The following is a 26,320-nucleotide window of genomic DNA, read 5'->3' as shown; positions in this document are numbered from 1 at the left end:
TTCTTTATCCGAGGGGCGCCACTTCACAGAACACCTTGATGGCCCCCTTGGCCTCCGTCAGCGTCTGCATGAGCTGCTGGTAGTTTTCCAGACCCCGGATGGGGTGGGTGAGCAGCTTGGCGAGCCAGCCAGGATACGCCAGTTGCGCCTGTCCCAGGTCCTGGACAGCACGCTCGAAGTCCTCGCGGCTGGCGTTGACGCTGCCAAACGCCACCTTGTTCCCCAGCACAAAGCCCTGGTTGATGCGGTCGGCGGGAACCTGGAGCATCTTGTCGCCGCCGGTGATGCTCACCATGGCCAGCACCCCGTTCTTGCCCAGCGCTTCCATAGCCTCAAACACCAGGCCAGAATTGCCCGTGCCTTCGAGGACGTAATCGAAGGGGCCGAACTGCTCCGCAGCCTGCTTCAGGCTGGTCTGCTTGGTGCTCACATAACGTACGCCGATCTCTTCCAGAAGATTCGAGTTAAGGTACGGGGACTCGGTGCGGCCCAGGGCCACGACCTCGAGGCCGCGCAGACGCAGGAAGAGCGAAGCCAGCAGACCGAGGGTCCCCGTGCCCAGCACGGCAGCACGCTTGGGGCGCCACACCCGCAGGCGTCGCTGGATTTCCCACGCCTGATTGATGGCCTTCTCGGCGACGCTTGAAGGCTCCAGGAGCACCCCCACTTCCTTGAGCCCGCCGGGCACTTTGACCAGAAACTCGGCGGAATCGGCGTAGTACTCGGCCAGGTAGCCGTGGCGCAGGTTGATACCACGCTCGAAGTAGGTATCGTCCGTGGTCATGTCCTGCAAGCCGATCTTGTCGTAGAGACTCGACCCGGGACGCCGTACAGAGGCCACCACGTAGTCACCGGGCTGGAACTCGACCACTCCGGGAGCGACAGCTTCCACGCGGCCGAAGCTTTCGTGGCCGAGAATAAGGTAGTCATCGCCCGGCGGGGGAGCGCCGTATTCAGCGGCGTTGATTTCCTTGTCGGTACCGTCCACGCCCACGCGCAGCACTTTCACCAAAACGCCGCGTCCTCCAGAAATTTCTTCCAGGCGCGGCTTCGGGACTTCCCGCAGGTGGATGCTGCCCGCCTGGCCGGGGATGACGGCGATGGCCTTCATCGTAGCCCGGCTGGTGTCGACGTCCGTGGCCGATGCTTCGGTTTCTGCAATGCCCTTCATGATTTCTCCTCAGCCGTTCCCACTTGAGATTCCGATGGGACGAAAAAGTTCAGCGCCCGACCTTAGTTCCTTCAAGCTCTGTCTTGACGACTCGCTGCCGCGGGCGGGCTTGCTGTTTGGGTTCGCGCTCAGCGCTCTGCTGGATCAGCTTGGCGACCACGCCGGTCCAGCCGGTCTGGTGGTTGGCGCCCACGCCCGAGCCGTTGTCGCCGTGGAAATACTCGTAGAAGAGGATATGGTCGCCCCAGTTGGGATCCTGCTGCAGGTCGCCCCAGTGCTGGTGCACAGGCCGGAGGCCTTCTCCGTCGCGCAGGAAGATGCGGGTGAGGCGCCGCGAGAGTTCCATCGACACCTCCCACAGGGTCATCGTGCGGCCGGACCCCGTGGGACACTCGACCTTGTAGTCGTCGCCCAGGTAGTGGTGGAACTTCTGCAGCGACTCGATGAGCAGGAAGTTCACCGGGAGCCAGATAGGCCCGCGCCAGTTGGAGTTGCCGCCGAACAGGCCGGTAGAGGACTCGGCGGGCTCGTAATCCACGCGGTATTCGTGATTGTTCAACCGCAGCACGTAGGGCTCACGCAGGTGCCGGCGGGAGACGGCGCGAATGCCGTAGGGCGAGAGGAATTCGTTCTCGTCGAGCATGATGCGCAGCACACGGCGCAGCTTTTCGCGATCCACGATGGAAAGCAGGCGGCGCTCACCACGTCCGGGCGTGCGCATGCAGGCCACGTTCGCCGTCAGGTCGTGGCGGTTGTCAATGAACCATTCCAGCCGGCGGGCGAAGCCGGGCAAATGCTTCAGGGTTTCGGGCTCCAGCGTGTCCACGGCAAACAGCGGAATCAGGCCCACCATGGAGCGGATCTTCATGGGTTCGAGGCGGCCGTCCGGAAAATGCAGAGCATCGTAGTAGAAACCGTCCTCCTCATCCCACAAGCCCATGCCGTTGTGGCCCAGATGGTTCATGGCGTAAGCGATGTTGATGAAGTGCTCCCAGAACTTGCTGGCCACGTCCTCGTAGGCGGGATCATGCAAGGCAAGTTCCTTGGCAATGGCCAGCAGGTTGAGGGTATACATCGCCATCCAGGACGTGCCGTCGGACTGCTCCAGGTGCCCGCCGGTTGGCAGAGGCGCGCTGCGGTCGAACACGCCGATGTTGTCCAGGCCGAGGAAGCCGCCCTGGAAGATGTTCATGCCCTCCGCGTCCTTGCGATTCACCCACCAGGTGAAGTTCAGCAGCAGCTTGTGGAACACACGCTCCAAAAACTGAAGGTCGCCTTGGCCGCGGCGCTTCTTTTCGATCTTGTACACCCGCCATGCCGCCCAGGCGTGCACGGGTGGATTCACATCGCCAAAGGCCCACTCGTACGCCGGGATCTGTCCGTTGGGGTGCATGTACCATTCCCGCAGCATGAGAATGAGCTGGTCCTTCGCGAAGTCGGGGTCCACCAGCGCCAGCGGGATGCAATGGAAAGCCAGGTCCCAGGCCGCGTACCAGGGGTACTCCCACTTGTCCGGCATGGAGATGACGTCGGCGTTGTACAGGTGCATCCACTCGTGGTTGCGGCCGTTCTTGCGCTCCGACGGTGGTGACGGCTGGCCCGGGTCGCCCTCCAGCCACTGCTTGATCACGTAGTGATAGAACTGCTTGGACCACAGCATGCCCGCGAAGGCCTGGCGGGCCACTGCTTGCGCGTCCTCGGAGATGTCCTGAGGAATCACCGTCGAGTAGAACTCGTCGGCTTCGCGCTTGCGGTCGGCGAAAGTGCGGTCGAACGGACTGCCGAAAGCGCTGGCGCCGGGCGGCAAGACCTGGTCAGTCAGCCGCAGGCAGATGCTGACTTCCTTGCCGGCGCCGACTCCCAGGATGTAATGGGCGGCGGCCTTCGTTCCCAGTTGCGCCGGATTGACTTTGTCTTTGGCGCCGTGAACGACGCAGTCGTTGATGCCGTCCTTCACGTAGGGCGTGGCGTTGGGCGTGCCGAACAGGCGCTCGTTGTTGGTCTCGTTCTCCGTGAAGAGCAGTTCGGGAGTGCCTTCACAATACAAGCGCCACTCGCCGTACTTGGAGTGGTTCAGCTCGATGACCGCGGCGGGCGCGCGCTTGGCATCCCGCCTGAGTTGCGGACGCGGCTCGCCTGTGCCCCACGACCAGGTGTTACGGAACCAGATCGTCGGCAGCACATGGATCTTCGCTGCTTCAGGGCCGCGATTAGCGACCGTAATGCGGATCAGGATATCGTCTGGCCCGCCCTTGGCATATTCCGTGAAGACGTCGAAGTAGCGATTCTCGCGAAAGACGCCCGTGTCCAGCAGCTCGTATTCCGGCTGCGAACGGTCGCGGCGCCGGTTCTCTTCCACGAGATTGGCATAGGGGAACTCAGCCTGCGGGTACTTGTACAGCGCCTTCATGTACGAGTGCGTAGGTGTGGAGTCGAGATAGAAATAGAGTTCCTTCACGTCCTCGCCGTGATTTCCTTCGTTGCCGGTAAGCCCGAACATGCGCTCTTTCAGAATGGGATCGCGTTCGTTCCACAGCGCCAGAGCGAAGCAGATCTGCTGATGCCGGTCGCAGATGCCGGCCAATCCGTCCTCGTTCCAGCGATACACGCGGGAACGAGCGTGGTCATGCGGAAAAAACTCCCAGGCCGTGCCGTAAGCGCTGTAGTCTTCCCGGACGGTGCCCCAGGCGCGCTCGGAAAGGTAGGGACCCCAGCGGCTCCAGTACATCTTGCGCTCGCGGTTTTCCTCCAGGCGTTGCTCTTCGGCGGTAAGCGGGCGATTCATCCCAGGGCTCTCTCTCGGGGTGGATCCAGCGTTCATTTTTCAGCGACCTCAAGGACGTGCCCGTCCGGGTCGCGTACCAGAAACGCCTTGCGGTATCCCGTCTCCGCCTTCGGCAGTGCGATCACGCTGCTGGAAACGAACGCCGCGCGGGCGCTGCGCAATCGGCGTGCGGCGGCTTCTGCGTCGAGCGTGACCAGCCGCGTCTGCCGGTGTACCAGGTCGTTGGCCTTTTCGTCGGCCGGGAAGGCACGGCCATCGCGTGGAGACAGGTACTCCAGTAGTTCGATGCCGAAACCCGAGGCGGCGCGCAGTGCGGTGATTTTCAGGCGCGCCCCGAAGACGTTGTTCAGGCGCTCCTGCTCGGGACCGTAGTTCTCGCTCTCCCCCACCACCCTCATGCCCATAAGAGTCCGGTAAAGCTCCAAGGTTTCATCGGTATCCCCGACGACGATAGCGGTGTGGTCGATGCCCAGGAACAACCGGTCGGATGGCCTATGCCATTTGGGGTCACCCTTGCCGGCCGGGAACTCGAGGATTTCCAGCGGGTGGCCGTCGGGGTCCTTGAAATAGAAGGCCTTAATGCCCCCGGCGTTCGGATTCCAGTCCGGAAGGCGTTGCGGCCCGGTGGAAGCATGCTCCACCTTGAATTCCCGCAGGCGACGATAGGCGGCCTCCATGTCGCCCACGATGATGGCCACGTGCTGAAACCAGCGGTCGTTGGAGCGCGAATCTACCGGAATCGGCCGCCCCTTGGGCGCAAGGTACTCGGTCAGCTCGATGAATTCATCACCCAGGCGCATGCGGACCACGCGCATGCGCAGGCCGAACACGCCCTGGAGGTGCTCGTAGTCGTCGCCCGTAACCTCGACGTCGGAGACCTTCTCGAAGGTCAGGACCTTGGCATAGAAGTCCACGGTGCGGTCCATGTCGGAAACGGTCATATTGACCGAATCCACGGCCACTACCAGGGGTTGCTGAGCGTTGAGCGGGAGCGCGAGGAGCAGTAGCGCCAGCCCCAGGGCTGGACGATGCTTCGGTCGCCGTGCTCTCTCCATGTTCATCAGTCCAGACCCGCAGCCGCGCTATGCGTTACTTCAACCGCTGCATCAGGTGATCGCCCACGCGTAGGGCGTTCGCCATGATGGTCAGCGCAGGATTCACCGCCCCGCTCGAAGGGAAGAAGCTGGCGTCCACCACGTAGAGGTTGTCGACTTCGTGGGCCTTGCAGTTCGCGTCGAGCGCTGAAGTCTTGGGATCTTTACCGAAGCGGACCGTGCCATTCTGGTGCGCCACTCCCGCCAGCGGGATTCTCTGTCCCACGAACAGGCTGCGCCCGAACAACCCGACGTGGCACTGGTGTCCATGCTCGGGGCACTTGGTTTGCTGGTTCAGCAGGTCTTTGAGCTTGGCGATGAGACGGTTGTGGCCTTCCTCGTTGTTGGGCTTGTAGCTGAGGACGATGTTGCCCTCGCGGTCGAGCGTGACGCGGTTATTCGGGTCGGGCAGGTCTTCGGACGTCAGCCAGAAGTCCAGCGAATGGTTGGCCATCATCTCCAGCGTGAAGCCGGGAGTGAGCGGTGGCGCGCCCGCCTTGAGCGTTTCGCCATCCAGCTTGCCCACGAACGAGATGTGTCCCATGGGATATTCCCACTCCTTCGATCCCAGGTAGAAATCATTCACGGCCAGCGTCTTCTGGAAGACCGTGGGGTTGGGACACTTGGAGATGGCCATCTGCACGGAATTGACATGACCCATGTAATGGCGGCCGACCGTGTCGGAACCGTTAGCCAGGCCGCGCGGATGCTTCTCATTGGCGGAGCGCAGCAGCAATGCCGCCGAGTTGATGGCGCCGCAGGATACCACGACGACATCAGCGCCGTACTCCTCGCGCTTGCCGTTACGCTGCACGATCACCTTGGTGACCGTGCGACCCGAAGCGTCCGTCTCCAGGCGCTCGGCCTTGGCGTTGGTCAGCAGCGTGACGTTGGGATGCGCGAGCGCCGGATCGACGGCGCACACTTGGGCGTCGGACTTGGCCAAGACCAGGCACGGGAATCCGTCACAGGTGTTGCAGCGGATGCATTTGCTGGTGCGCGGGTTCTTCTCGTCCAGCATCACGCCGATAGGCACGTGGAACGGCTTCAACCCGTGGCGCGCGAAGTCGTCGTGCAGTTGCTGAATGCGCCACTCGTGGCTCACCGGCGGATGCGGATACGGGCCGCTGGCCGGCGGGTCGGTGGGATCCTCCCCGCGCAGGCCGTGCACGTGGTAGAGCTGCTCGGCCTGAAGGTAGTAGGGTTCCAGCTCCTCGTAGGAGATGGGCCACGCCGGTGAAATGCCGCCGTGATGTTTGATCTCGCCGAAGTCCTCTTTGCGCAGGCGGAACAGCGCCGCCCCATAGAACTTGGTGTTCCCGCCCACGTAATAATTGGTGTGGGGGTGGAGTTCCTTGCCGTCCTTGTCGCGCCACTTCTCCTTGGTCTGGTAGAAGCCCTCGACGTTGACCGCGCGCGGATCCCAGTTCTTCTTCTCGCGCGGCACGTAGTCGCCGCGCTCCAGCAACAGGATCTTCTTACCTGAGGGAGCGAGCCGGTGGGCCAGTGTGCCGCCGCCCGCGCCCGTCCCGATGATGATGACGTCGTACTTTTCCATGACCAGGTCTCCGTTACGGCCGCACGCCGGCGATGTTCAGCCGCATGCGGTACAGGGTGTTGCGCGCGCACAGGTAAAGCGTCTTGCCGTCTTCGTCTCCCCAGGCCATGTTGTGCACGTGGCGGGGCGCAACGATGGTTCCGAGGTGCTTGCCTTCGGCCGAGAATACCCAGAGCCCGCCCGGCCCGGAAACGTACAGATTGCCGGCCCGGTCCACCTTGATGCCGTCCAACGCATCCTCGCCCTTGGCTGCCGTCATGTCGAAGAACACGCGGCCGTTCGCCAGTGTGCCGTCAGGTTTCACTTCATAGCGCATGACGACTTTCTTCTTCTCGTCCCAGTTACCCACATAGAGATACTTCTCGTCGGGCGAGAAGGCGATGCCGTTCGGCCCTTTCAGGTCGGTCGAGAGCAGCGAGAGCTTGCCATCGCTTGAGATGCGGAACACGCCCTCGAAGGGAAGCTGCCGCCGCGGGTCATCATAGAACTTCGGCAGTCCGAACGGCGGGTCGGTGAAGTACAGGGAGCCGTCGGACTTGTACACCAGATCGTTGGGGCTGTTGAGCCGCTTGCCCTGGTAGTTGTCTGCCAGGACCGTCAACTCGCCGTCCTTTTCCAGACGCGATACGCGGTGGTTGCCGTGCTCGTTGATGGTAAGGCGGCCTTGGCGGTCGAGGGTCAGGCCGTTCGAGCCAGGCTGGCCGTACTCCGCGATGTCCGGCCCGGAGTAGCCGCTCGGTGTGCGGAAGACGCTGAGTTCGCCGTCCTTCGTGTACTTGTAAATGATGTTGCTGTTGGGGTCGCTGAACAGCAGGTAAGCGCCGTCGCGCACCCAGATGGGACCCTCAGTGAATTTGAACCCCTCGGCCAGCTTGAAGATCTTGGGGTTAGGGCCGACGATGGCGTCCATCGCCGGATCGAGACGCAGCACTTCTACATTTACTTCCGCCGGCGTGACGGCCCGCGGCCCACGCGTACCTTCGTAGAACTCCAGTTTCGCGTACCGCATCCAGATGAAGTTCGTGGGCGGATTCGAAAGCGGTCCGTTAATGCCGAACACAGCGAGTTGGATCTGCTGGCCGGGCTTCACGTCGCGGCCGATGATGAGCCGGTTGGGCGCATTCCACCCTGAGACCACCGAGCCGCCCATCTGGCCAAGAGCGCGGGAAAGCTCGCCGTCCACCCACACTTCGGCGTAGTCATCGAGCGCGGTCTCGAACACCACCGTCGAGCCGGTGGGGTCGAAGCTGCCGATATGCTCCGGGATGGTCAGCCGGATGCGATACCAGTTGAAGCCGAGGCGTCCGAAGCCACGACGCGCGTTGAGCGTTTCCGGCTCGATCGCCGGCCACGCCGAATCGTCGAAGTCGGCTCCGCCCGCATGCGGCGTGTAGTCGTAGGTCTTCACCGACGCGCCGGTGGGCTGGTTGTCCGGCCCGGGCCCGCGAAAATCGACTTCGACGATCTTCGTATCGCTGTACCGCCACGTGCCCTTCACCAGTGCCGCGCCTTCTTTGGTGGCGAGGTCGATGGTGGCGAGCGGCTTGCCTGCGGGAGTATCGGCGACGGTCTGGACCTGCGCCACGCTGACCCACGCCAGTAGCGCTATTGCCAGACTGCGAGCTGCATTCTTGTAGCTCACCGGATGGCTGTCTCCGTGGCCGCGACGCCAACCTTGGCGATGTCCTCGTCTTCCTGCGGAGTATTGCCGCTCACCCCGATGGCGCCGATCACTTTCCCATCCACCACGATGGGCACACCGCCCTGCAGCGGAGTGGCGCCGGGCAGAGCGAGCGAGGCCACACGCCCGTTCTTCACCTGGTCTTCGAACACTCTGCTGGGACGGCGGAAGATGGCTGCCGTGCGCGCCTTGCCCATAGCGACCTCGACACTCGCCACCTGAGTGTCATCCAGGCGTTCGAGCACGATGAGGTAGCCGCCGTCATCCACCACCGCGATCACCACGGTGGCGCCCCGCTTCAGGGCTTCAGCCTCGGCCGCGGCGGCGATTTTCTTCGCCGCCTCCAGCGTCAGGACCTGTTTCCGAGGCAGCTCTGCCCCGGCAGGTAGTGCCGCCAGCACGATGAGGGCCGTTGCAGCGAACATGCGCAGAGTGTTCATGTCTCCTCGTCTACCGCACCTTCACCACGTAGTACAGGAAGGGATTCGAGACTTCCTTGAACAGGTGGGGTGTGTTGTTGGGAACGATGATGACGTCGCCCTTCTTGAGCATGCGGGTCTCGCCGTTCTCGATGGTGGCGCCGCGGATTTCGTCCGGGGCGATATTCTTCGGATCGACTACCGTGCCGCCGGTCACAAACGTGGCCGTGCCCTCGAGCACGTAGATGATGTCCGTGTCGTGGTTGTGGATTTCCGCCTGGCCGGGCTTCTCGCGACGGCTGGCGTGCACCATGTAGTTGCGTCCCTGGCCGTCGAAAAGCACCGCGCCCTTGGCAAACGCCGCCGACACCTGGTCCTTGTCGAAGTAGCTGACGGGTGCCGCCATCGTGCCGGAGAGCGCGTTGGCGCCGGCGATGGCCAGCTCCTCATCCTGCGCCGCGCTGGCGGCGCCGCTCACGCCCACGCCGCCCACCACCTGGTTGTCCACCAGGACGGGCACGCCGCCGATCAGCGGCGTGAAGTCGTTGAGCGCCGCCATCACCGTGCGGCCCTTGCCGCTGGAGTTGATCAGCTCCTCGAAAAAGCGCGTCGGCCGCTTGAACTGCACGGCCGTGCGGGCCTTGCCGATGGAGATGTTGGCGCCGGCGGCGAACGTCCCGTCCAGGCGCTCCAGCGCCATCAGATTGCCGCCGTCATCCACCACGGCGATCACGCCGCCGGGTGCGTTGAGTTTCTGGGCCTCGGCTTTGGCGGCGGCGATCACCTTGCGCGCGCCCTCCAGAGTCAGAGATTTCTTTTCCGCGATCTGGGCGGAGGCGGCTGCGGTCATCAGGGCCGCGGCTATCAGTGCAAGGAAGATTCGTTTCATGTCACACGCTCATTGATTTCTGGCGCGGGCCGGGAGGAGGGTTGGCCTCCCGGCCCGTTCCGGGTTCCTTACTAGTTGGTTACATCACGGGCTTTTCAAACGACGCCTCGCCGAGGTCCACTTCCGCCCAGGCGCAGTAGATGATCACTTTGGCGACGTCCTTGACATAAGCGGGCAGCCGGATCTGCTTCTTCAGCTTATCGCTGGGCTTCATGTCGGCCGGCGTCATATTGGCGCCCATGCCATCTCCGGTGCCCTTCACCAACAGACGGCCGAGGTCATACACCGTTCCCTTCGAGTCCACAACCTGCCAGTGCGGGTCGGGACTCCCCGGAGCGACGAAGTCGTCGGAGAGCGTCAGTATGTTGATCTTGCCCTCCTTGCTGTGGATGACGTGGCCGCCGTTGACCGCCTTGCCCTTGAAAGTTGTGCTGTGGTGCGCGGCCATCATCTTGTCGTCCTTCATCATCTTGTCCTGAGCGATGCTGGAAGCGCCCAAAGCCAGGATGACGGCGAACGTGGTGAGAGCCGTGATTACGATTTGCTTGCGGTTGTGCATCAGATCCATCTCTCCTTTTGGTTGCGAACGTTAGTCTTGTGGAACGGTTAGGATTTCGGCGTCAGCGGCGCTGTAGCGAAGTTCACGCTGAACCGCTTGCACCACACCGCGACCGACTGGTACTTGCTGAGGTCGAGGTCTTTGGGCAGCTCGTAGTTCTGGTCGCCCTTGTTGCCTTTGAGCGCTCCCAGGTCCACGAAGCCCGCCTTCTTCACCGAATCGCTGTCGGTGGCATCGGCAGCCGCCACCGCATACACGTGCAGTTCGGGGCCGTTCGAGGTCTCGAACTCGGTGAACCGCAGGATGCGGCGGCCGTCCGCCAGTTGGTGCACCATGGCGTAGCCCTGGGCATCGTGCGCGACTTTGTGGAACTCGCCCGCGGCCACCAGCTTCTGCGGCGTCGCCGGCATCATGCCGCCGGTCCCCAGCGGAGCTGCGCCGAAGTTCACGCTGAACCGCTTGCACCAGATCACCACCGAGTTGTACTTCTGCAGTTCCAGTTCGGCCGGCAGGTCGTAGTTCTGGTCGCCCATGTTGCCCTTGATGGTGCCCAGGTCGACGAAGCCGTCGCGCGTGACGCTTTCGTTGTCCAGCGCCTCGGACGCCACCGCCAGGTAGACATGTACGTCAGGCCCGTTCGAGGTGGCAAAGTTGGTCAGGCGCAGCACCCGCTTCCCGTCCGCGAGTTGATGGATGGTGGCCATGCCGCGCGTCTGGTGGGCGCCGTCGTGGAACTGCCCCATGCGGAGCTGGGTGGAGGCCGCGGCCGCCTGCGCCTCAGGGAACTGCTCATTCACGGTCACGTTGGTGAACAGGCGCTCGGGGCGGAACGCGTACCACAGGCCGAACACCACCGCTGCCGCAACCACTGCTGTGACAAGCTTCCGTGCTTGCATTCTCAAGACTCCTTGAAGGTCATCCAGCCGTTTCGACCCCTGTTCCGGATGTCGAACTCACGGCTGGATTCGGGCGGTGAGATGCACGCCCAGGCAAGAGGTGACGAGATTTCTTGCATCCGGTTTCTGACGCAGCGCATCGCGCGCGCGGGTCGAGTGCGAAGACGCAGCTCTCCCGACGCTTGCTTTGCCGCAAGGCCGGACGCTGAGCGTTGTGTTGTTGTGCCTTACCCGCCTGCCATCTCACCGAAGCGGCAGCGGAAGATGCATCGTGCCGTGTTGTGGTGGTGATACTTGGCACACAGCACAGCGCGTGCGCCTTTCCAGCGGATGTACACTTCTGCCGCCAGCAACATGCCCAGGGGCGGAGCCACGAAATACAGCCACAAGCTGTTGAACACCGCCGCCGGCAGCGCCGAGCCCAGGGTGCGCGCCGGGTTCATGCTCATGCCCGAAAGCGGCCCCTCCACGGAGATGTAGGTCGCCACCAGCATGCCGGCGAAGACTCCGGTGTAGTGCGAGAGCCGCGGATGATTCGTCGTGATAAGCACCATGGTCATCAGCAGGAACGAGATCACGGCTTCGCCCAGGAACGCCGTACCCGAGCCCCAAGGCCCCGGCACGGTGACCGCAAAGTTCACGTTGGGGTGCGAGAGTGTATTGCGCAACATCATCCAGGAGAGCCCCACGCCCGCGAGTCCCCCGGCGAATTGCGCCGCCATGTAAAAAAACGCGTCCCAGGGCGCGACCTTGCCCAGGCGCGTGAAGGTCAGCGTGAACGAAGGATTCATGTGTGCCCCGGACCGCTTTCCCAGCGGCGAGTAGATCAGCCCGATGGCGGTCACTCCCATCGCCAGCCCGGTCAGGACGCGCCGCACAACGCCATCCGCGATGGCTTGGCGCACCGGGGACAAGGGATGCTCGAGCAACGCCGTGAACGCGCACGCAGACACCATGAACAGGCCGAGAAGAGCGGCCTCGATCAGATATTCGGGCCAGTGCCGGGCCAGTGCCTCGCCGGGCCCGGAAACCGGTTGCGGGGCTCTTGTCATCCGCCGGTGAGATGCGGTGGCGCGGCAATCGTTTCGTCCAACTCCTGGGTCCGGAACGACATCCAAATTCGGTAAGGTTTGTTGTAACTTCCACTGCCTCCCGGAATCCCATCACTCGGGTCCGTGCCACCCACGACCGACGCATCTAAACAGGGGTGGAGGACGCCATGAAGAAGAAGATCATTTGTATCCATTGTCGTAAGCGGGTCAGCTCGGAAGAGATTGCTCGTGGCCAGCACAGCCATCTCGATTCCGCGGCCTAGCCAGGGAATCCGCCGGCAGGCCGTGTGGGCAAGGCTCCCGTCGGATTTCGACCGGGGAGCAGGGAAGAGTGACGCTTGTCTGAACCAATCCGCATCCGCTGCCGCGAGGTCTGGCAGTTGCTCTCCGACTACATCGAGAACCAAGTCAGCCCCGCCGAACGCGAAGTCCTGGCGGAGCATTTCCGCACCTGCGCGCACTGCACCGCCATCCTCGACGGCGCCCGCAACGTCATCCAGCTTTCCTGCGACGGCCGCAGCTTCACCGTGCCCGCCGGCTTCAGCCAGCGGTTGGAAAAACGACTCCGCGCCGCCCTCCGCAGGCACTGAGCGGCTTCCTTCAGGCGCCAAGCTGTCGCTCCTGCCGTCCCTTCGCTGGTTCGCTTTTTTGCCCTCCCCGCCTGAGGCCCTATAATGAGCTACTCTTCCGCCGCTCCAACCCTGCGCTCCGCCGGTACAGGGGCCAGGGCTCGGGATTCGGGGAAGACGCCGAGTCCAGTCATGTCGCGCAGCGGGGCCGCCAAGGCCGAAAACAGGGAAGGGCCGTCACCCGGCCGGTCGCAGCGCGACGAGGCCGCCCTCATCCGGCGCGTCCAGCAGGGCGAACGCCACCTCTTTTACGAGCTCATTGAGCCCTACCAGCGCAGCGTCTACTACGCGGCCTACGCCGTCCTGGAAAACGACGCCGACGCCGAAGAGGCCGCGCAGGAAGCCTTCCTGAAGGCCCTGGCCCACCTGCCGCAGTTCCGGGCCGAATCCAAGTTCAGCACCTGGCTGGTGCAGATCGCCATCAATGAAGCCCGCATGCGGCGCCGTAAGGACCGCAAGGGGCTGTACGAGTCCATCGATGAAGGCAGGCCTGACGAGGAAGGCGACTACATCCCGCGCGACTTCGCCGACTGGCGCGAGATCCCCTCGGAGGCCCTCGACCGCAAGGAGCTGCGGGAGGCGCTGGCCCGTGCCCTGGCCTCGCTCAAGCCCAAGTACCGGGAAGTGTTCGTCCTGCGCGACGTCCAGAACCTCAGCATCGCAGAGACGGCGCGCCTGCTGGGCATTAACGAGTCCTCGGTCAAGACCCGCCTGCTGCGCGCCCGCTTGCAAATGCGCGACGCCCTCGCACCGGGCATTGACGGCTCCTGGAGTTCCGGCAGCCCCAAGTACAAGAAGGTGCGGCCATGGTAAGAGCCCGGGCGAAAGCCTGCCGCGAGATCGAGCGCCGCATCTCCGATTATCTGGACGGCGAGGTAACGCCACGCCAGCGGACTGCCATCCGCACTCATCTTCGCCGCTGCCACAGTTGCGCGGCGGTGCTGGCCGGTGTACGCAATATCAGCCGCCTGGTCTCCGATCCGCGCTCCTTTCCCCTCCCGGAAGGATTCAGCCAGCGCCTGCGCCAGCGCCTCGATGCCGCCCTCGAGCCCCCAGCCATGCTGGTGCCGTTGGGCGTGGGCGAGGCCACCGCCCGCACCGGCGACCACATCGGCTACTTCTGGGAATCGGAGCGCGATTTCGAAGCGGCCGTCGGCTTCCTGGAAGCCGGACTGCGTGGCCGCGACGCCGCCTTCGTCTTCGGCCATGAGCAGGCGAACCAGCGAGTGCTCGCCATCCTCAGCCGGCACGGATTCGACGTGGCCCGCCTGGCCGACGAACGCCGCTTGTTCGTGCTCGAAGGGAAGCCTACCGGCGAGGCCATGCTCGAGGACATCGCGGCGGCTTTTCGCCGCGCCCTGGCTGCCGGCGCGCCTCTGCTCCGTCTGCTGGGCAATATCGGCTGGGGTCGCCCCAACTGGCCAGCCGACGACGCCATCCTCGAATTTGAATCCCGCGTGACCGTCGCCGCCCGGAGCCTTCCCGCCGTCATCGTCTGCATGTACGAGGTGGCTGCGCTCCCCGGCCGCATCCTCCTCAAGGGTGGATTTGAAACCCATCCCCTCACCTACCACGACCAGCACTTGGCAGAGAATCCGCACCACATCCCCACCGATCGGTACCTGTCGCTGCTCCAGGCTGCCGGTGGGAGGATTCAGTAGGTCTCAGCGATGGCCAAGTCGAAACGCCAAGCCGCACCGAAAGCCAGGGCCGGGCGGCAGTCTGCCGCTCCGGTCGTGGAGATCAGTTGTCGCGAGGTGCTGCGCGAGATCTCCAACTACATCGAGAGCGACCTCGATCCCGGTCTGCGCGGCATGATCGAGCGCCACTTCGCCGGCTGCCGGCACTGCTCCGCGGTGCTCGACGGAACCCGCAACGTCATCGTGCTCAGCGGCGACGACCGCACCTTCTCCCTGCCCGCCGGCTTCAGCCGGCGCTTACGCAGCCTCCTCGAAACCCAATCCACCGAGGACAACTAGGGTCGCGTCCCACAACTTCATGGGAATAGTTTTCAGGTTGTCATCCTGAGCGAAGCGAAGGACCTGTGCATTGGTTTTCAAATCCATAGCGAGCCCGACTCGCGCAGCGATCGTGCCCTTCGGAGGCCAGGAATCCGGGCTTTAGCCCCCTGAGGGAACAACAGCGGCGATCAGTGATTTAACTAACGTACAATCAACTCGCTAGCGCGTGTGCCCGGGTGGCGAAACTGGCAGACGCACGGGACTTAAAATCCCGGGCTCCGAAAGGAGCGTCCCGGTTCAAATCCGGGCCCGGGCACCAACCCCAGGATCCTTCGTCCGCCGCGGCGGAATCAGGATTTCGGCGCGCGGCTCAGTTCTTACCCTGCCCTGAGCGAAGTCGAAGGGCCCCGCAAAGCGGCTCAACTTAAAATCCCGGGTCCCGAAAGGGACGTGGCGGTTCAAATCTGCCCCCGGGCACCATCCCTGTTTAATATCCCGTACAGAACTGGAAGTGCATGGGATCGCGGCTGGCGCCCTGGAATTCGCCGCCCCACTTGAAGCCGAACTTCTGGAACGCCGCCACCACCCCGGAATGCATGTTGCCCGCCGTCCCCTGGGCGTTGGTTTGCGGATTCAGATCGATGGCGATGCCCCAGCAGTGCGTCGAAAGCTTGCTGCTGGTGCGCTTGGCGCGGTAGTTGTAGCAACCTCCGTAGGTGAGGATCTCGCTCTTTAAACCCTGGTTCACGATCTCTTCGAGCACCGCGGGGAAGACGTCCTTCAGCTTCTTGTGGCAGCGGATGCGTGTGACCTTGCTGGCCGGGTCCCACGAGAGCGGAATGGGGAAGGGAAGCAGCGCCCGCTCGATGTAGTTCGCCTCCCAGCCCGCTTTCAATGTTCCGTCGGCAGCAATGTAGTTGTAGATGTTGCCGAACGTTGCCAGAATCTCATTCAGGCCATGCGGCGTCGTGAGTCCGGATGGCCCGGCGGGCAGGGCAGCGCCCGACGTTCCCCCCGAATTCGGCGCCAGCAGCTCGCTCCTGGTGGGAATCTCGATTCGTTGTCCGGGAAGGATGCGGTTGGGATTCTGGATGCCGTTGTACAGCGCCAGCTTGCGGTAGAGCGAGGCGTCGTTGTAAAAGCGCGCGGCAATCTTCGCCAGCGTGTCGTTGCTCTGGATGGTGTACGCCTGCATGGAGCCTCTCCTGTCGGGAATGCAGCCGCCTATCCCGGACGGGCGAAACGCTAGCATGGCTTTCGGGACTTCCAGCAGACAGGGCTGGTTTTGTTCCGCAACCGGGACACGCAAGATCTATTGGAAAGTTGCTCGTGCCCGACGTCCACGCCTGCGTTGGCAGGGACGTGGAAAACAACGCAGAACCCGCGCGGGAGCCGCATGTCTGCGCCGTGCTGTTTGGCGCAGACATGGGTAGCCAGCCCTCGGGTACCTAACGAGACGCCCCGGTCGCGTCCTTGTACACTTTCCCGCCCTTCATCACAAAGGCCACGTGCTCGAGCGCGGTGACATCCTGCAGCGGATCGCCGGCCACCGCGATGAGGTCTGCATACTTCCCCGCCTTGATGGAGCCGATATTCGCGGTGACCCCGATCAGGTCGGCGGCATTCACCGTGGCCGCCTGGATGGCCTGCATCGGCGTCAGGCCGTAGCGGACGTAGTAGGCGAAGTCGCGCGCGTTCCGGCCGTGCGGATAGACGGCCGCGTCGGTGCCGTAAGCGATCTTCACCCCGGCGCGCACGGCCTTCCGGAAGTTCTCCAGCGCCAGCCCCTGGAGCTGCGCGCTCTTCTCCAGGAACGTCTTGGGCATGCCGCGTTTCGCTGCTTCTTCCGCGATGTAGTCTCCGTCGTAGTGGTCCGCGACCAGATAGGTGCCGTGTTCTTTCATCAGGGCGATACCTTCGTCGTCCAGCAAGGACCCGTGTTCGATCGAGGCCACACCGGCCCGCACCGCGTTCTTGATGCCCTGGGCGCCATGCGCGTGGGCTGCCACCTTCAGGCCGAACTTGCGCGCTTCATCCACGGCGGCCTCGAGCTCCGCCGGAGTGAAATCCTCCGCACCCGGATTGCTGTTGTGGGTGAGCACCGCACCCGTGGCCAGCACCTTGATGTGGTCCACACGCTGGCTCACAAGTTCCCGGATGCGCTGGCGGACCTCGTCCGGGCTGTTGGCGATCCCGAAGCGCAGGTCCCAGGGCAGAGTGATGTCCGGGGCGAAACCCGTCACCGCGCCCGCGCCGCCGGTGATGGTGACGTATGCCCCGGCCACGAACATGCGGGGCCCGACGACATCGCCGCGCTCAATCGCGTCCCGCAGCTCCACATCCACCAGCGCGCGGTACGTGCCCACGTCCCGCACCGTAGTGAACCCGGCCTCCAGCGTCTTGCGGGCATTTCCGATCGAGTCGAAGGCCTTGCGCGCCGAGGTCTTCTTCAACTCGTTGAGCGGATCGACGTCCTCCACATCCACCAGGTGTGTATGGCAGTCGATGAGCCCCGGCAACACCGTCATTCGTGAAAGGTCAATGATCTTGGCGTCGGTGGGAATGGCCAGCCCGGCGCCCACCGCCTCAATGCGCTCGCCACGGATCAGGATGACCTGGTTCTCCAGGACCTTGCCGGCTTCTACGTCCACCAACTTGCCGGCCTTGACTGCTACCACCTGCGCCTGCGCGGCGAGGACGCACAGCAGGAATCCGGCGACACACAAAGCTTTTTTCATCCAGCCTCCTGATTCGGACTGGGCATTGTACAGCGGCGAGGTGAGGAACAATCGATAGGACCGGCGCCGCGCGCATTTCATGCGACAATCAATACTTTCGTTCCTGAGCCATTCATGCGCTTAATCTCGCGGACCTTGATTCTGCTGATTGCTCTCCAGGTGGCAATTCCCGCGGTGCACGCTCAAGCACCATCGCAGCCCCCTGATCCGCCTGACGCCCCTTCCGCTACGCGGGTCCAGGGTACGGTGGATCGCGACGCGCCCTTCGCGCCCCTCACCCCGCGCCAGAAGTTCACCGTGGCCACGCTGCGGACCACACGCGGCTCGGTCTTTTTGCTCTCCGGCCTCCAGGCTGGCTTCTCCCAGGCCATCGACCGTCCCGAAGGTTTCGGCCAGGGGGCTGACGGATACGGCCGCCGCTACGGCGCCGCCCTGGCCAACAATCTCTCGTTCGACTTCTTTGGCCGCTTTGCCTTTCCCGGGCTGCTCCATCAAGATCCGCGCTACTTCCGCGCCGGTTCAGGGTCAGCGGGCAGCCGCCTCAAGTACTCGGTCAGCCGGACCTTTGTCACTCGCACCGATTCTGGCGACGAGACCTTCAATTCGTCGCAAGTCTTGGGCAGCCTGTTTTCTTCGGCGCTCGCCAACGCCTATTACCCGGAGGAGGATCGCGACGCCGCCGGCACCTTTTCCCGCGCCGGAGCGCGCCTCGCCTGGGCGGCCGCCGGCAACGTCCTGCGCGAATTCTGGCCCGAAATCCGCCGCAAGCTCCGCCGCGGCAACAAGCCGGCCGCGTCCCTCGCCGGCCCTTCCAGCCGCATCCCCACTTCTCCGTAACCCACTGAAACGTCTACCTTTCTCCCCGCTCACCGGAAGGACACACCCTTTAACCGCCGAATTGTGCCGTTCGCTACAAAGCGATTCATGCCCCGCGTTGCAGGCAGGCAGAATACTTGCAGGGTATTGTGTCTTTTTGTCGTGCTGAGGCCTGAACGGTCTCTCGACTCGCAACCTTCAACCTCCCCTGGTGAGCGGGGGAAGCGAACAAGGTGAGCAGATGAGCACTTCGACGCATCCGACTGTGAACGGCGGACTGGTACAGATCCAAAGCGCGGAAGAGCTGATCCGGCAGCGCGTGGCCGAAGAGCGCGCCCGCCTCGAGCGCGAGGCCGGCATCGTCCACCGCCAGATACATCACTTCCACAAGCCCATCGAGCGCCCTTTCACCAAGGAGGAGCGGCCGCGCACCACGCTGCTGTTCGGCGGCCTCACCTGGAAGCATGAAAAGCTGGTGCACGGCGCGCTCGAAGGCCTGGGCTACAAGTGCGAAGTGGTGCCCACACCCAATGTGCGCGCCTTCCAGCTTGGCAAGGAATACGGCAACAACGGCCAGTGCAACCCGACCTATTTCACCGTGGGCAACCTGGTGCAATATCTCCAGGCGCTGGAGGAAGCCGGCCAGAAGCGCGAAGACATCATCGGCAACTACCTGTTCCTCACTGCCGGCGCCTGCGGCCCCTGCCGCTTCGGAATGTACGAATCCGAGTACCGCCTGGCCCTGCGCAACGCCGGCTATGACGGCTTCCGCGTCATGCTCTTCCAGCAGTCCGGCGGCCTCAACCAGTCCGAGGCCGAAGCCGGCCTGGTGATGAACCTGGATTTCTTCCTGGCCATCCTGAACGGCCTGAACATGGGCGACTGCATCAACGAAGTCGCCTACATGATCCGCCCCTACGAGCTGAACCCCGGCGAAACCGACGCCATCCTCGACGAAGTCATCGACTACATGCACGAGGTGCTGAAGAAGAAGGCCCCGTGGAAGGTCGAAGACAAGCTGGGCGCTCTGGCCGACAAGCTGCCCATGAAGGGCGCGGTCGGCTATCTGGGCAAGTTCCTCAACCAGCTCTACGGCGACGACTACGTCGAAGCCCTGCACCACGTGCGCGACCGCTTCAACTCCATCGCCGTGGATCGCCTCCGCGTCAAGCCCACGGTGAAGATCACCGGCGAGTTCTGGGCGCAGACCACCGAGGGCGACGGCAACTTCAACATGTTCCGCTTCCTGGAGCGCGAAGGCGCGCAGGTGATGGTGGAAGCCATCGGCACCTGGATCAGCTACCTCATCCACCAGGCCGTCCAGCAGACCAAGGACCGCCGCGGCCTGGAGGAGGGCGCGGTCATGCCGCCCTCCTGGCGCGTGGACAAGCACGCCCGGATCGAATGGCGCTTCCGCAACAAGCTGCTCAAGCTCAAGGCCGCCGAAGCTATCTTCACCCGCGAGTACGCCAAGATCGTCGAGGCCCTGGGCGGCATTGGCCATCAGCTCGTGAGCCAGTACGAGCTGCAGCGCGTCGCGCATCCTTACTACAACTCGCGCGCCGCCGGCGGCGAAGGTCACCTCGAGGTCGCCAAGAACATTTACTACTCGAATCGTGAGCTGGCGCACATGGTGCTCTCGCTCAAGCCGTTTGGCTGCATGCCTTCCACCCAGTCGGATGGCGCGCAGTCCGCCGTCGTGGCGCACTACAAGGACATGATCTACCTGCCCATCGAGACTTCCGGCGAGGGCGAAGTCAACGCGCACAGCCGCGTGCAGATGGCGCTGGGCGAGGCCAAGGCCAAAGCCAAGCTCGAGATGAAAGACGTGCTGGAGAAGGTCGGCAAAACGCTGGAAGAATTGCGCGCCTACGTCCAACAGCATCCCGAGATGCAGCGCGCGCTGTACCGCGTGCCCAAGTACAAGGGCGTCGTCGGCACTTCCGCCAACTTTGCCATCCACGTCGCCGAGCGTATGGGCGCGAAGGTGCCCTACCACGTGGAAGGTCACTGATTTGTAGAGACGTTGCTTGCAACGTCTCATTTGTTGCCAGCGTTCCAGGAGACCGATGCCCGGACTGACCGAAAAGGCGAATCCGCAGAAGGCCTACAACCTGCTCTGGATGGGGATTGACGTCGGCTCCACTACCGTCAAAGTGGTCGTAGTCGACGGCGAAACCGACGACATCCTCTGGCAGGACTACCAGCGCCACGAGACCAAGCAGCCGGAAAAGGCGCTGGAGATGCTGAAGGCCATCGCCGCCGACTTCCCGGCCACGCCGCGCGAGAACTTCCGCGCTTTCATCACCGGCTCGGGCGGCGGCGCCATCGCCAAGCACATCGGCGCAAAGTTCGTGCAGGAGGTCAACGCCGTCTCCCTCGCCGTCGAAAAGCTCTATCCCGAGTGCGGCTCGGTCATCGAGCTGGGCGGGCAGGACGCCAAGATCATCATCTTCAAGGAAGACCCGGAGACCGGAAAGAAGAAGAAGCTGCCCTCGATGAACGACAAGTGCGCGGGCGGCACCGGCGCCGTCATCGATAAGATCAACGCCAAGTTGCGCATTCCCTCTGAGCAGCTCTGCCAGATGGGCTATGAGGGCCTGAAGCTTCACCCTGTCGCCGGCAAGTGCGGCGTCTTCGCCGAAACCGACATCAATGGGTTGCAGAAGCAGGGCGTGCCGCCGGCCGAACTGATGGCTTCTCTGTTCGAATCCATCGTGCAGCAGAATCTCTCCGTGCTCACTCGCGGCAACACCCTGCGGCCGGTGGTCCTTCTGCTCGGCGGCCCCAACTGCTACATCAAGGGCATGCGCGACTGCTGGAAGGCCAACATCCCGAAGATCTGGGAGGAGCGCAACTACCCGCTCCCCGAGGGCGTCGATCCGAAAGACCTGGTCCGCACGCCCGATAACGCCCAGTACTTCGCCTGCATCGGTGCGGTCGAGTTCGGCAAGCAGGAGGATCCCGGCGTCGGCCTCTACCAGGGTTACGAGAAGCTGGAGTGGTACATCACCGAGGGCCGCAACCTGGAAAAGATGAAGAAAGGCGGCGGCTCCGGCCTGGCCAAGGACGAAGCCGAACTCGCCGCTTTCCGGCAGCGCTACGCCAAGAAGCCCTTCCACCCGGCCACCTTTTCGCCCGGCCAGGTCGTCGAGGGATTTATCGGCATCGACGGCGGCTCCACCTCCACCAAGGCCGTCCTGGTGGACAAGCACCGCAACGTCCTGTGCAAGACCTACCAGCTCTCCAAGGGCAATCCCATCGAGGACACCCAGGAAGTCCTGGCCAAGCTTGCTCAGCAGGTCACCGATTGCGGCGCCACGCTCAAGGTGATGGGCGTGGGCACCACCGGCTACGCCAAGGACATCTTGAAAGACACCATCGGCGCCGATGTGGCCCTGGTCGAGACCGTCGCGCACACCCAGGCCGCGCTGCACTTCTACCACGACGCCGACGTCATCTGCGACGTGGGCGGCCAGGACATCAAGATCATCATCCTCAAAGACGGCCGCGTGAAAGACTTCAAGCTCAACACCCAGTGCTCGGCCGGCAACGGTTACTTCCTGCAGGGCACCTGCGAGACCTTCGGCTTCAAGGTGGAGCAGTTCGCCGATATCGCCTTCGGCGCCAAGTCCTTCCCCCAGTTCGGCTACGGCTGCGCCGTCTTCATGCAGAGCGACATCGTGGACTTCCAGCGCCAGGGCTGGAAGCCGGAAGAGATCATGGCTGGCCTGTGCAACGTGCTGCCCAAGAACATCTGGCTGTACGTCTCGCAGATCCCCAATCTCTCCGCCATCGGGCGCAAGTTCGTCCTGCAGGGCGGCACCCAGCACAATTTGGCCGCGGTCAAGGCGCAGGTGGACTTCATCGAGTCGCGCTTCAAGGGCAAGGATGTGCAGCCGGAAGTCATCGTGCACCAGCACTGCGGCGAGGCCGGCGCCATCGGCTGCGCCTTCGAGGCCGTCCGCCTGTGGGAGAACGGCAAGCAGACCGAGTTCATCGGTCTGGAGAGCGTGGCCTCCATCTCCTACACCACCACCCGCAACGAGGACACGCGCTGCTATTTCTGCAAGAACAAGTGCCTGCGTACCTTCATCGACGTCAAGACCGCGCTGCCCAACCCCAACTACAAGCCGCCGGTCAAGACCAAGGTGCCGCTCGCACCCGGCGCTCAGCGACTCATCATCGCCACCTGCGAGAAGGGCACGGTCGAGAACGTCGAGGAGATGCGCGTCATCAAGGGCAACATCGACGCCATCAAGAAGGAGAACCCCAACCTGGTCGAAGTCGCCGCCAAGACGGCGTTCCGCAGCTACGAGCCGCCCCTGGTCGCCGATCCGCTGCCGAAATTCGCCCTCACCAGGGCCCAGAAGCGGCGCGTCGAGCTCATGAAGCGTCGCGCCGACCTCAAGATCGGCATGCCCCGCGCCCTGAACATGTACTCCTGCGGACCGTTTTTCACCGCCTACTTCGAGTCACTCGGTTTGAAGGCCGAGAACCTGCTCTGGAGCGAATACACCAGCGAGCAGCTTTACAAGGAAGGGGCCAAGCGCGGCGCGATCGATCCCTGCTTCCCCTCCAAGGTCGGCATCCCGCACGTCCACAACCTGCTCTACTCCGTCCACCCCAAGAAGCAGCTCGACGTGGTGTTCTTCCCCATGATCGATTCGCTGCCTTCGTTCCTGAAGACCATCGCCAGCCGCGCCTGCCCCACCGTCACCACTACGCCCGCCGCGGTCAAGGCCGCGTTCACCAAGGAAAGCGACCTCTTCAAGGAGAAGGGCGTTCTCTGGGTGGATACGCTCATCTGCCTGCACGACCTCAAGCAGGCCCACCGGCAGATGTACAACGACTGGAAAGACATCCTCGGCCTCACCGAAGAGGAGAACTACCGCGCCTGCCTGGAGGGCTTCAAAGCGCTGGAGAAATTCTTCGGCTCGATGAAAGACCAGGCCCGGGAGATCCTGGCTCGCCTGGAGAAGGAAGAGCGCCTGGGCATCGTGCTGCTCGGCCGTCCCTATCACCACGACCCGGGCCTCAACCACGAGATCACGGAGGAGTTCCAGAAGCTCGGCTACCCGGTCTTCTCCCAGGACTCCCTGCCCACCGACGACGATATCGTGTGGCGCTTGTTCGAGGCCGACGTCAAGGCCGGCGTCATCTCCCATCCCATGGATATCTCCGACGCCTGGAAGAACTCCTACTCGGAGAACACCAACCGCAAGGTGTGGGCGGCCAAGTACGTTGCTCGTCACCCCAACCTGGTGGCGCTCGAACTCTCCAGCTTCAAGTGCGGTCACGATGCCCCCATCTACACCGTCATCGAGGAGATCGTCGAGCACTCCGGCACGCCTTACTTCTCGTTCAAAGACATCGACGAGAACAAGCCCACCGGCTCCATCAAGATCCGCGTGGAGACCATCAGCTACTTCCTGAAGCGCTACCGCGAGGACATGGTCCGCGAAAACTCGAAGAGGCGCTCCATCGAAGAGCAGCTTCGCCGGTTCGAAGACCAGCTCCGCCACGAGCTGCTCCTGGAAGCGCAGTACGCCGGCGGCAATGGCAACGGCCACGGCGCGCACGCCCCGGTGCCGCTGGTGCAGATCTCCAGTGCCAACCATGGCAACGGCACCGGCAATGGGAACGGGAAGGGCAGCGGGGAGGGAAATGGCAACGGCCACCACCCGCCCGCCTCCGACCTGGACCAGATCTCCGGCGCAAACGAAACCGAATCCCGCGACCTGGTCGGCATCGGCGGGGATTGATTCCCGTTGGTCAGCGTGCGCTTCGCGACGGTGCCCCATGTCTGCGCCACCCTTTTCGGCGCAGGCGTGGGAAAGTAAGCGCCGGGAGGACAATCGGTTCCAACCCGAGTCCCGTAGGGACGACACCCCAGCCGCTCGTCGGTTAGAATCACTGCCTATGCTGATGGAATCCGACAAGGTGATGTTCGAGGTCTACCGCGAATCGACCTATACGGGAAAGTATCGCGTGGTCTACTTCACCGAGCTCGGCGACCACAACAAGGAGTTCGAGATCAACCGAGCCCTCGCCGGCGAGCACTTCTACGACGGCTTCATCCGCAATCACCGCAAGGACGAAGCCAAGGACCTCATCGACTCCCTGCTCAAGCGCCTGAACGAAGGCGAAAAGCTCACCCCGCAGGAATTCGAGCAGGCCCTCGCCCCCTTCATGCCTGCCGCGAAATAAGCACTCCGCCATCAGCAGTCAGTGCTCAGTGCTCAGCTCAGGCCGGTCTCCAACGCCCAGTCAACTCCTTCGTGCTGGCGAAGCCTGCCTTGAGTCTGCCGAAAGGTGCCCTTTGTGGTGAGGCTTTTCGCTCTTGTGATTGTTCGCCGCGATCAAGCCAAATCGAGCATCCAGAGCTTTTCTCAGTGCCTCAGTGTCTCCGTGGTGAATGCTTTGGCTGATTGCTGAGTGCTGACTGCTGATGGCTGCTTTTCAAATCGCCATCACGCCCACCACTTTCTCCACTTCTTCGGTCGGCGTCATGACGATGGCGTCCCACGGGCAGCCGTCCAGGAAGGCGCCGTCCGGGCCCTTGCTGATGCACTTCTTGCACCCGATGCACAGGATGGGATCCACCTGGATGCGCCCGAACGGCGGATGGTCCTCGTCCGGCACCCAGAACATGCAGTCTTCCACCGGGCAGTACTCCACGCAGGCCGGCGACCCGGCGCAGCCCGTGCAGCACTCAGTGATTACCGCCAGTTCCCTGGGCTTCTTCTTGCGCGGCGTGGTCAGCCCCTTGGAGCGGGGCTCATGTTTCAGCTCGTCCGGCACCATGCCGGGCGCTTTCACGGTTTCCTGTGCGGTCGCCATCAAGCGCATTATAGCAGCCGGTTCTGTCGTGGCCCCCTGTCTTGATGCCGTCATCCTGAGCGAGGGAGGGACCCGCGCGCCGTCACCAGCGCGGGAAACCCGAGCGAAGGACCTCGGGGTTCATTTTCGTGGCGCGGCCGCCCGCGGCCCGGGCATTTTCTGCTGCTGATCTCGAACAGAACGCAACGGAATCCTTCGTAGGGGCACGGCTTCAGCCGTGCCGTTACGAACGCCTACTGATTGTGATCCCGAGCGAGCGCGACCGTTCCCGAGTCCGCCGTGGCGGACGAGGAAGGAAGGGAGCGCGAGTCGAGGGACCTTGCGCTTTTCCTGCGACCTGCTACCTGCTAACCGCCCGCCACCTACCTGTTCCTTTCCCGTATCGCTTTTTCCGTCGCCCGCGCCTGCTCAGCGATACGCGGCGGATAGTTCGGCGTCTCACGCTGGAACGGCTGAATCGCCGCAATGTCCTCCACCTGACCGATCAGGTAAAGCGCCCGCAGCGCCTCCCAAACTTGCTCCGTGCCGGGATCGATTACGCCGATCTCGTCGCCTTCCTTCACCTCAGCTCCCGCAGCTACTGCGATCGAGTGAATCCGGCCGCTGATAGGCGCTCGCACTTCCACACTCTCTTCACCCCCTTCCAGCCGAGCCAGCATTGTTCCATTGCGGATCGGATCCCCCGTTTGCGCCACATCCGCCACCCGTCCAGCACGCGGTGCTGTAACCGTGACCGGCTGCAGCATCTCGAGAATCTGTGCTCTTCCGGAATCGTCGCCGAAGCGCACCAGCGCCAGCGCCGCGTTGCTCCGCACCAGCGGCGACGCGTCATTCAGCATTCCGCGCAGGGGCTCGCGGAACGCCGCATACGACGGATCCTGTCCCATCACCCAGGCGTCGGTCGTGCGTATCTCTTCCACCCGATGCGACGCCAGCCGCACCAGTTCCGGATACCACTGGCGGGCCGCCGCGTCCCCGCGCGCCATTCTCTCTCCTACCTGCACCAACGCGTGCTGGATGTGGCGCGGCTTCGATTCATCGCGCAGATACTCGCCGATGTCCTTCTCCGAAAGCGGCCGCCCGAACCACGTGCTCCGCCAGAACAAAAACGGCATCAGCACGATGATCCACGCGATGGTGAAGAAAATGATCCGCGTGCGCGTAGACATGCCGGAGCGCGCCGGGGATGAAGCTGGAGTGGAGTCGTGGTTCAAGGTCTCAGGCGTCAG

22 protein-coding genes and 1 tRNA gene are annotated in these 26,320 nt (G+C 63.4%); 9 read left to right on the top strand and 14 right to left on the bottom strand.

Annotated elements, in window-relative coordinates; translation table 11 throughout:
* Window positions 1-4 precede the first annotated feature (4 nt).
* From VNK82_08130 to VNK82_08085, 10 genes are all read right to left on the bottom strand, one after another.
* Entirely contained in the window at window positions 5-1,171 is a 1,167-nt protein-coding gene (locus tag VNK82_08130) for a glucose 1-dehydrogenase (protein ID HXE90913.1), read from the bottom strand.
* A 49-nt stretch (window positions 1,172-1,220) separates the two neighbouring features.
* A complete protein-coding gene (locus VNK82_08125; GenBank protein HXE90912.1) occupies window positions 1,221-3,956 on the bottom strand; it encodes a hypothetical protein in 2,736 nt (911 codons plus the stop codon).
* A gap of 32 nt (window positions 3,957-3,988) precedes the next feature.
* The gene (locus VNK82_08120) at window positions 3,989-5,011 is read right to left on the bottom strand and encodes a VOC family protein (protein ID HXE90911.1); all 1,023 of its coding nucleotides are present in this window, start codon (window positions 5,009-5,011) and stop codon (window positions 3,989-3,991) included.
* 34 nt (window positions 5,012-5,045) lie between these two features.
* A complete protein-coding gene (locus tag VNK82_08115; GenBank protein HXE90910.1) occupies window positions 5,046-6,608 on the bottom strand; it encodes a GMC family oxidoreductase in 1,563 nt (520 codons plus the stop codon).
* A 13-nt stretch (window positions 6,609-6,621) separates the two neighbouring features.
* The gene (locus VNK82_08110; protein HXE90909.1) at window positions 6,622-8,250 is read right to left on the bottom strand and encodes an SMP-30/gluconolactonase/LRE family protein; all 1,629 of its coding nucleotides are present in this window, start codon (window positions 8,248-8,250) and stop codon (window positions 6,622-6,624) included.
* Window positions 8,247-8,729, bottom strand: a complete 483-nt coding sequence (locus VNK82_08105) for a heme-binding protein (GenBank protein ID HXE90908.1) — start codon at window positions 8,727-8,729, stop codon at window positions 8,247-8,249. Before VNK82_08105 ends, VNK82_08110 begins: the two co-directional genes overlap by 4 nt.
* A 10-nt stretch (window positions 8,730-8,739) precedes the next feature.
* Window positions 8,740-9,597 (bottom strand): heme-binding protein, encoded by an 858-nt coding sequence (locus VNK82_08100; GenBank protein ID HXE90907.1) that lies wholly within the window; start codon window positions 9,595-9,597, stop codon window positions 8,740-8,742.
* Between the two features lie 79 nt (window positions 9,598-9,676).
* The gene (locus VNK82_08095; protein HXE90906.1) at window positions 9,677-10,156 is read right to left on the bottom strand and encodes a hypothetical protein; all 480 of its coding nucleotides are present in this window, start codon (window positions 10,154-10,156) and stop codon (window positions 9,677-9,679) included.
* A gap of 47 nt (window positions 10,157-10,203) precedes the next feature.
* Complete coding sequence (locus tag VNK82_08090; protein HXE90905.1) at window positions 10,204-11,052, bottom strand: DM13 domain-containing protein; 849 nt, start codon at window positions 11,050-11,052, stop codon at window positions 10,204-10,206.
* A 227-nt stretch (window positions 11,053-11,279) separates the two neighbouring features.
* Entirely contained in the window at window positions 11,280-12,104 is an 825-nt protein-coding gene (locus VNK82_08085) for an aquaporin (protein ID HXE90904.1), read from the bottom strand.
* A 338-nt stretch (window positions 12,105-12,442) separates the two neighbouring features.
* Between VNK82_08085 and VNK82_08080 the strand changes: the two genes are divergently transcribed.
* The 5 genes from VNK82_08080 (at window position 12,443) to VNK82_08060 (ending at window position 15,013) form a co-directional block, all read left to right on the top strand.
* Window positions 12,443-12,694, top strand: coding sequence for a zf-HC2 domain-containing protein (locus tag VNK82_08080; GenBank protein ID HXE90903.1), 252 nt, complete (start codon window positions 12,443-12,445; stop codon window positions 12,692-12,694).
* 171 nt (window positions 12,695-12,865) lie between these two features.
* A complete protein-coding gene (locus VNK82_08075) occupies window positions 12,866-13,546 on the top strand; it encodes a sigma-70 family RNA polymerase sigma factor (GenBank protein ID HXE90902.1) in 681 nt (226 codons plus the stop codon).
* Window positions 13,540-14,394, top strand: a complete 855-nt coding sequence (locus tag VNK82_08070) for an MEDS domain-containing protein (protein ID HXE90901.1) — start codon at window positions 13,540-13,542, stop codon at window positions 14,392-14,394. Before VNK82_08075 ends, VNK82_08070 begins: the two co-directional genes overlap by 7 nt.
* A gap of 9 nt (window positions 14,395-14,403) precedes the next feature.
* Window positions 14,404-14,712, top strand: coding sequence for a zf-HC2 domain-containing protein (locus VNK82_08065; protein ID HXE90900.1), 309 nt, complete (start codon window positions 14,404-14,406; stop codon window positions 14,710-14,712).
* A 212-nt stretch (window positions 14,713-14,924) separates the two neighbouring features.
* Window positions 14,925-15,013: transfer RNA gene (locus tag VNK82_08060), tRNA-Leu, on the top strand.
* Between the two features lie 168 nt (window positions 15,014-15,181).
* Here the strand turns inward: VNK82_08060 and VNK82_08055 are convergent.
* Entirely contained in the window at window positions 15,182-15,889 is a 708-nt protein-coding gene (locus VNK82_08055) for a M15 family metallopeptidase (protein ID HXE90899.1), read from the bottom strand.
* Between the two features lie 253 nt (window positions 15,890-16,142).
* A complete protein-coding gene (locus tag VNK82_08050) occupies window positions 16,143-17,432 on the bottom strand; it encodes an amidohydrolase family protein (GenBank protein HXE90898.1) in 1,290 nt (429 codons plus the stop codon).
* Window positions 17,433-17,678: 246 nt separating this feature from the next.
* Here VNK82_08050 and VNK82_08045 point away from each other — a divergent pair, with 246 nt between their 5' ends.
* The 4 genes from VNK82_08045 (at window position 17,679) to VNK82_08030 (ending at window position 24,458) form a co-directional block, all read left to right on the top strand.
* The gene (locus VNK82_08045; protein HXE90897.1) at window positions 17,679-18,269 is read left to right on the top strand and encodes a hypothetical protein; all 591 of its coding nucleotides are present in this window, start codon (window positions 17,679-17,681) and stop codon (window positions 18,267-18,269) included.
* Between the two features lie 220 nt (window positions 18,270-18,489).
* Window positions 18,490-20,262, top strand: a complete 1,773-nt coding sequence (locus tag VNK82_08040; GenBank protein HXE90896.1) for a hypothetical protein — start codon at window positions 18,490-18,492, stop codon at window positions 20,260-20,262.
* A gap of 55 nt (window positions 20,263-20,317) precedes the next feature.
* On the top strand, window positions 20,318-24,013 hold the full coding sequence (locus VNK82_08035; GenBank protein ID HXE90895.1) for a BadF/BadG/BcrA/BcrD ATPase family protein: 3,696 nt from the start codon (window positions 20,318-20,320) through the stop codon (window positions 24,011-24,013).
* 157 nt (window positions 24,014-24,170) lie between these two features.
* Window positions 24,171-24,458, top strand: a complete 288-nt coding sequence (locus tag VNK82_08030) for a hypothetical protein (protein HXE90894.1) — start codon at window positions 24,171-24,173, stop codon at window positions 24,456-24,458.
* A gap of 252 nt (window positions 24,459-24,710) precedes the next feature.
* Here VNK82_08030 and VNK82_08025 read toward each other — a convergent pair whose 3' ends face one another.
* Window positions 24,711-25,091 carry a hypothetical protein gene (locus VNK82_08025; protein HXE90893.1) on the bottom strand — a complete coding sequence of 127 codons (381 nt, stop codon included), beginning with the start codon at window positions 25,089-25,091 and terminating at the stop codon, window positions 24,711-24,713.
* A gap of 362 nt (window positions 25,092-25,453) precedes the next feature.
* On the bottom strand, window positions 25,454-26,260 hold the full coding sequence (locus VNK82_08020) for a biotin/lipoyl-binding protein (protein ID HXE90892.1): 807 nt from the start codon (window positions 26,258-26,260) through the stop codon (window positions 25,454-25,456).
* Between the last annotated feature and the right edge of the window lie 60 nt (window positions 26,261-26,320).

Source organism: Terriglobales bacterium (genome assembly GCA_035573675.1).
Lineage (GTDB): Bacteria > Acidobacteriota > Terriglobia > Terriglobales > Acidobacteriaceae > DATMAB01.
Note: the sequence above shows the minus strand (reverse complement) of the source record. Positions and strands in the feature narration are given on the sequence as shown.

Excerpts from the sequence above, each read along its gene's own strand:
- VNK82_08055 (HXE90899.1), bottom strand. The coding sequence starts at position 15,889 with ATGCAGGCGTACACCATCCAGAGCAACGACACGCTGGCGAAGATTGCC.
- VNK82_08065 (HXE90900.1), top strand. The coding sequence starts at position 14,404 with ATGGCCAAGTCGAAACGCCAAGCCGCACCGAAAGCCAGGGCCGGGCGG.
- VNK82_08100 (HXE90907.1), bottom strand. The coding sequence starts at position 9,597 with ATGAAACGAATCTTCCTTGCACTGATAGCCGCGGCCCTGATGACCGCA.
- VNK82_08020 (HXE90892.1), bottom strand. The coding sequence starts at position 26,260 with ATGTCTACGCGCACGCGGATCATTTTCTTCACCATCGCGTGGATCATC.
- VNK82_08050 (HXE90898.1), bottom strand. The coding sequence starts at position 17,432 with ATGAAAAAAGCTTTGTGTGTCGCCGGATTCCTGCTGTGCGTCCTCGCC.
- VNK82_08115 (HXE90910.1), bottom strand. The coding sequence starts at position 6,608 with ATGGAAAAGTACGACGTCATCATCATCGGGACGGGCGCGGGCGGCGGC.
- VNK82_08095 (HXE90906.1), bottom strand. The coding sequence starts at position 10,156 with ATGCACAACCGCAAGCAAATCGTAATCACGGCTCTCACCACGTTCGCC.
- VNK82_08130 (HXE90913.1), bottom strand. The coding sequence starts at position 1,171 with ATGAAGGGCATTGCAGAAACCGAAGCATCGGCCACGGACGTCGACACC.
- VNK82_08120 (HXE90911.1), bottom strand. The coding sequence starts at position 5,011 with ATGGAGAGAGCACGGCGACCGAAGCATCGTCCAGCCCTGGGGCTGGCG.
- VNK82_08040 (HXE90896.1), top strand. The coding sequence starts at position 18,490 with ATGAGCACTTCGACGCATCCGACTGTGAACGGCGGACTGGTACAGATC.
- VNK82_08025 (HXE90893.1), bottom strand. The coding sequence starts at position 25,091 with ATGGCGACCGCACAGGAAACCGTGAAAGCGCCCGGCATGGTGCCGGAC.
- VNK82_08085 (HXE90904.1), bottom strand. The coding sequence starts at position 12,104 with ATGACAAGAGCCCCGCAACCGGTTTCCGGGCCCGGCGAGGCACTGGCC.
- VNK82_08090 (HXE90905.1), bottom strand. The coding sequence starts at position 11,052 with ATGCAAGCACGGAAGCTTGTCACAGCAGTGGTTGCGGCAGCGGTGGTG.
- VNK82_08105 (HXE90908.1), bottom strand. The coding sequence starts at position 8,729 with ATGAACACTCTGCGCATGTTCGCTGCAACGGCCCTCATCGTGCTGGCG.
- VNK82_08070 (HXE90901.1), top strand. The coding sequence starts at position 13,540 with ATGGTAAGAGCCCGGGCGAAAGCCTGCCGCGAGATCGAGCGCCGCATC.
- VNK82_08030 (HXE90894.1), top strand. The coding sequence starts at position 24,171 with ATGCTGATGGAATCCGACAAGGTGATGTTCGAGGTCTACCGCGAATCG.
- VNK82_08035 (HXE90895.1), top strand. The coding sequence starts at position 20,318 with ATGCCCGGACTGACCGAAAAGGCGAATCCGCAGAAGGCCTACAACCTG.
- VNK82_08125 (HXE90912.1), bottom strand. The coding sequence starts at position 3,956 with ATGAATCGCCCGCTTACCGCCGAAGAGCAACGCCTGGAGGAAAACCGC.
- VNK82_08075 (HXE90902.1), top strand. The coding sequence starts at position 12,866 with ATGTCGCGCAGCGGGGCCGCCAAGGCCGAAAACAGGGAAGGGCCGTCA.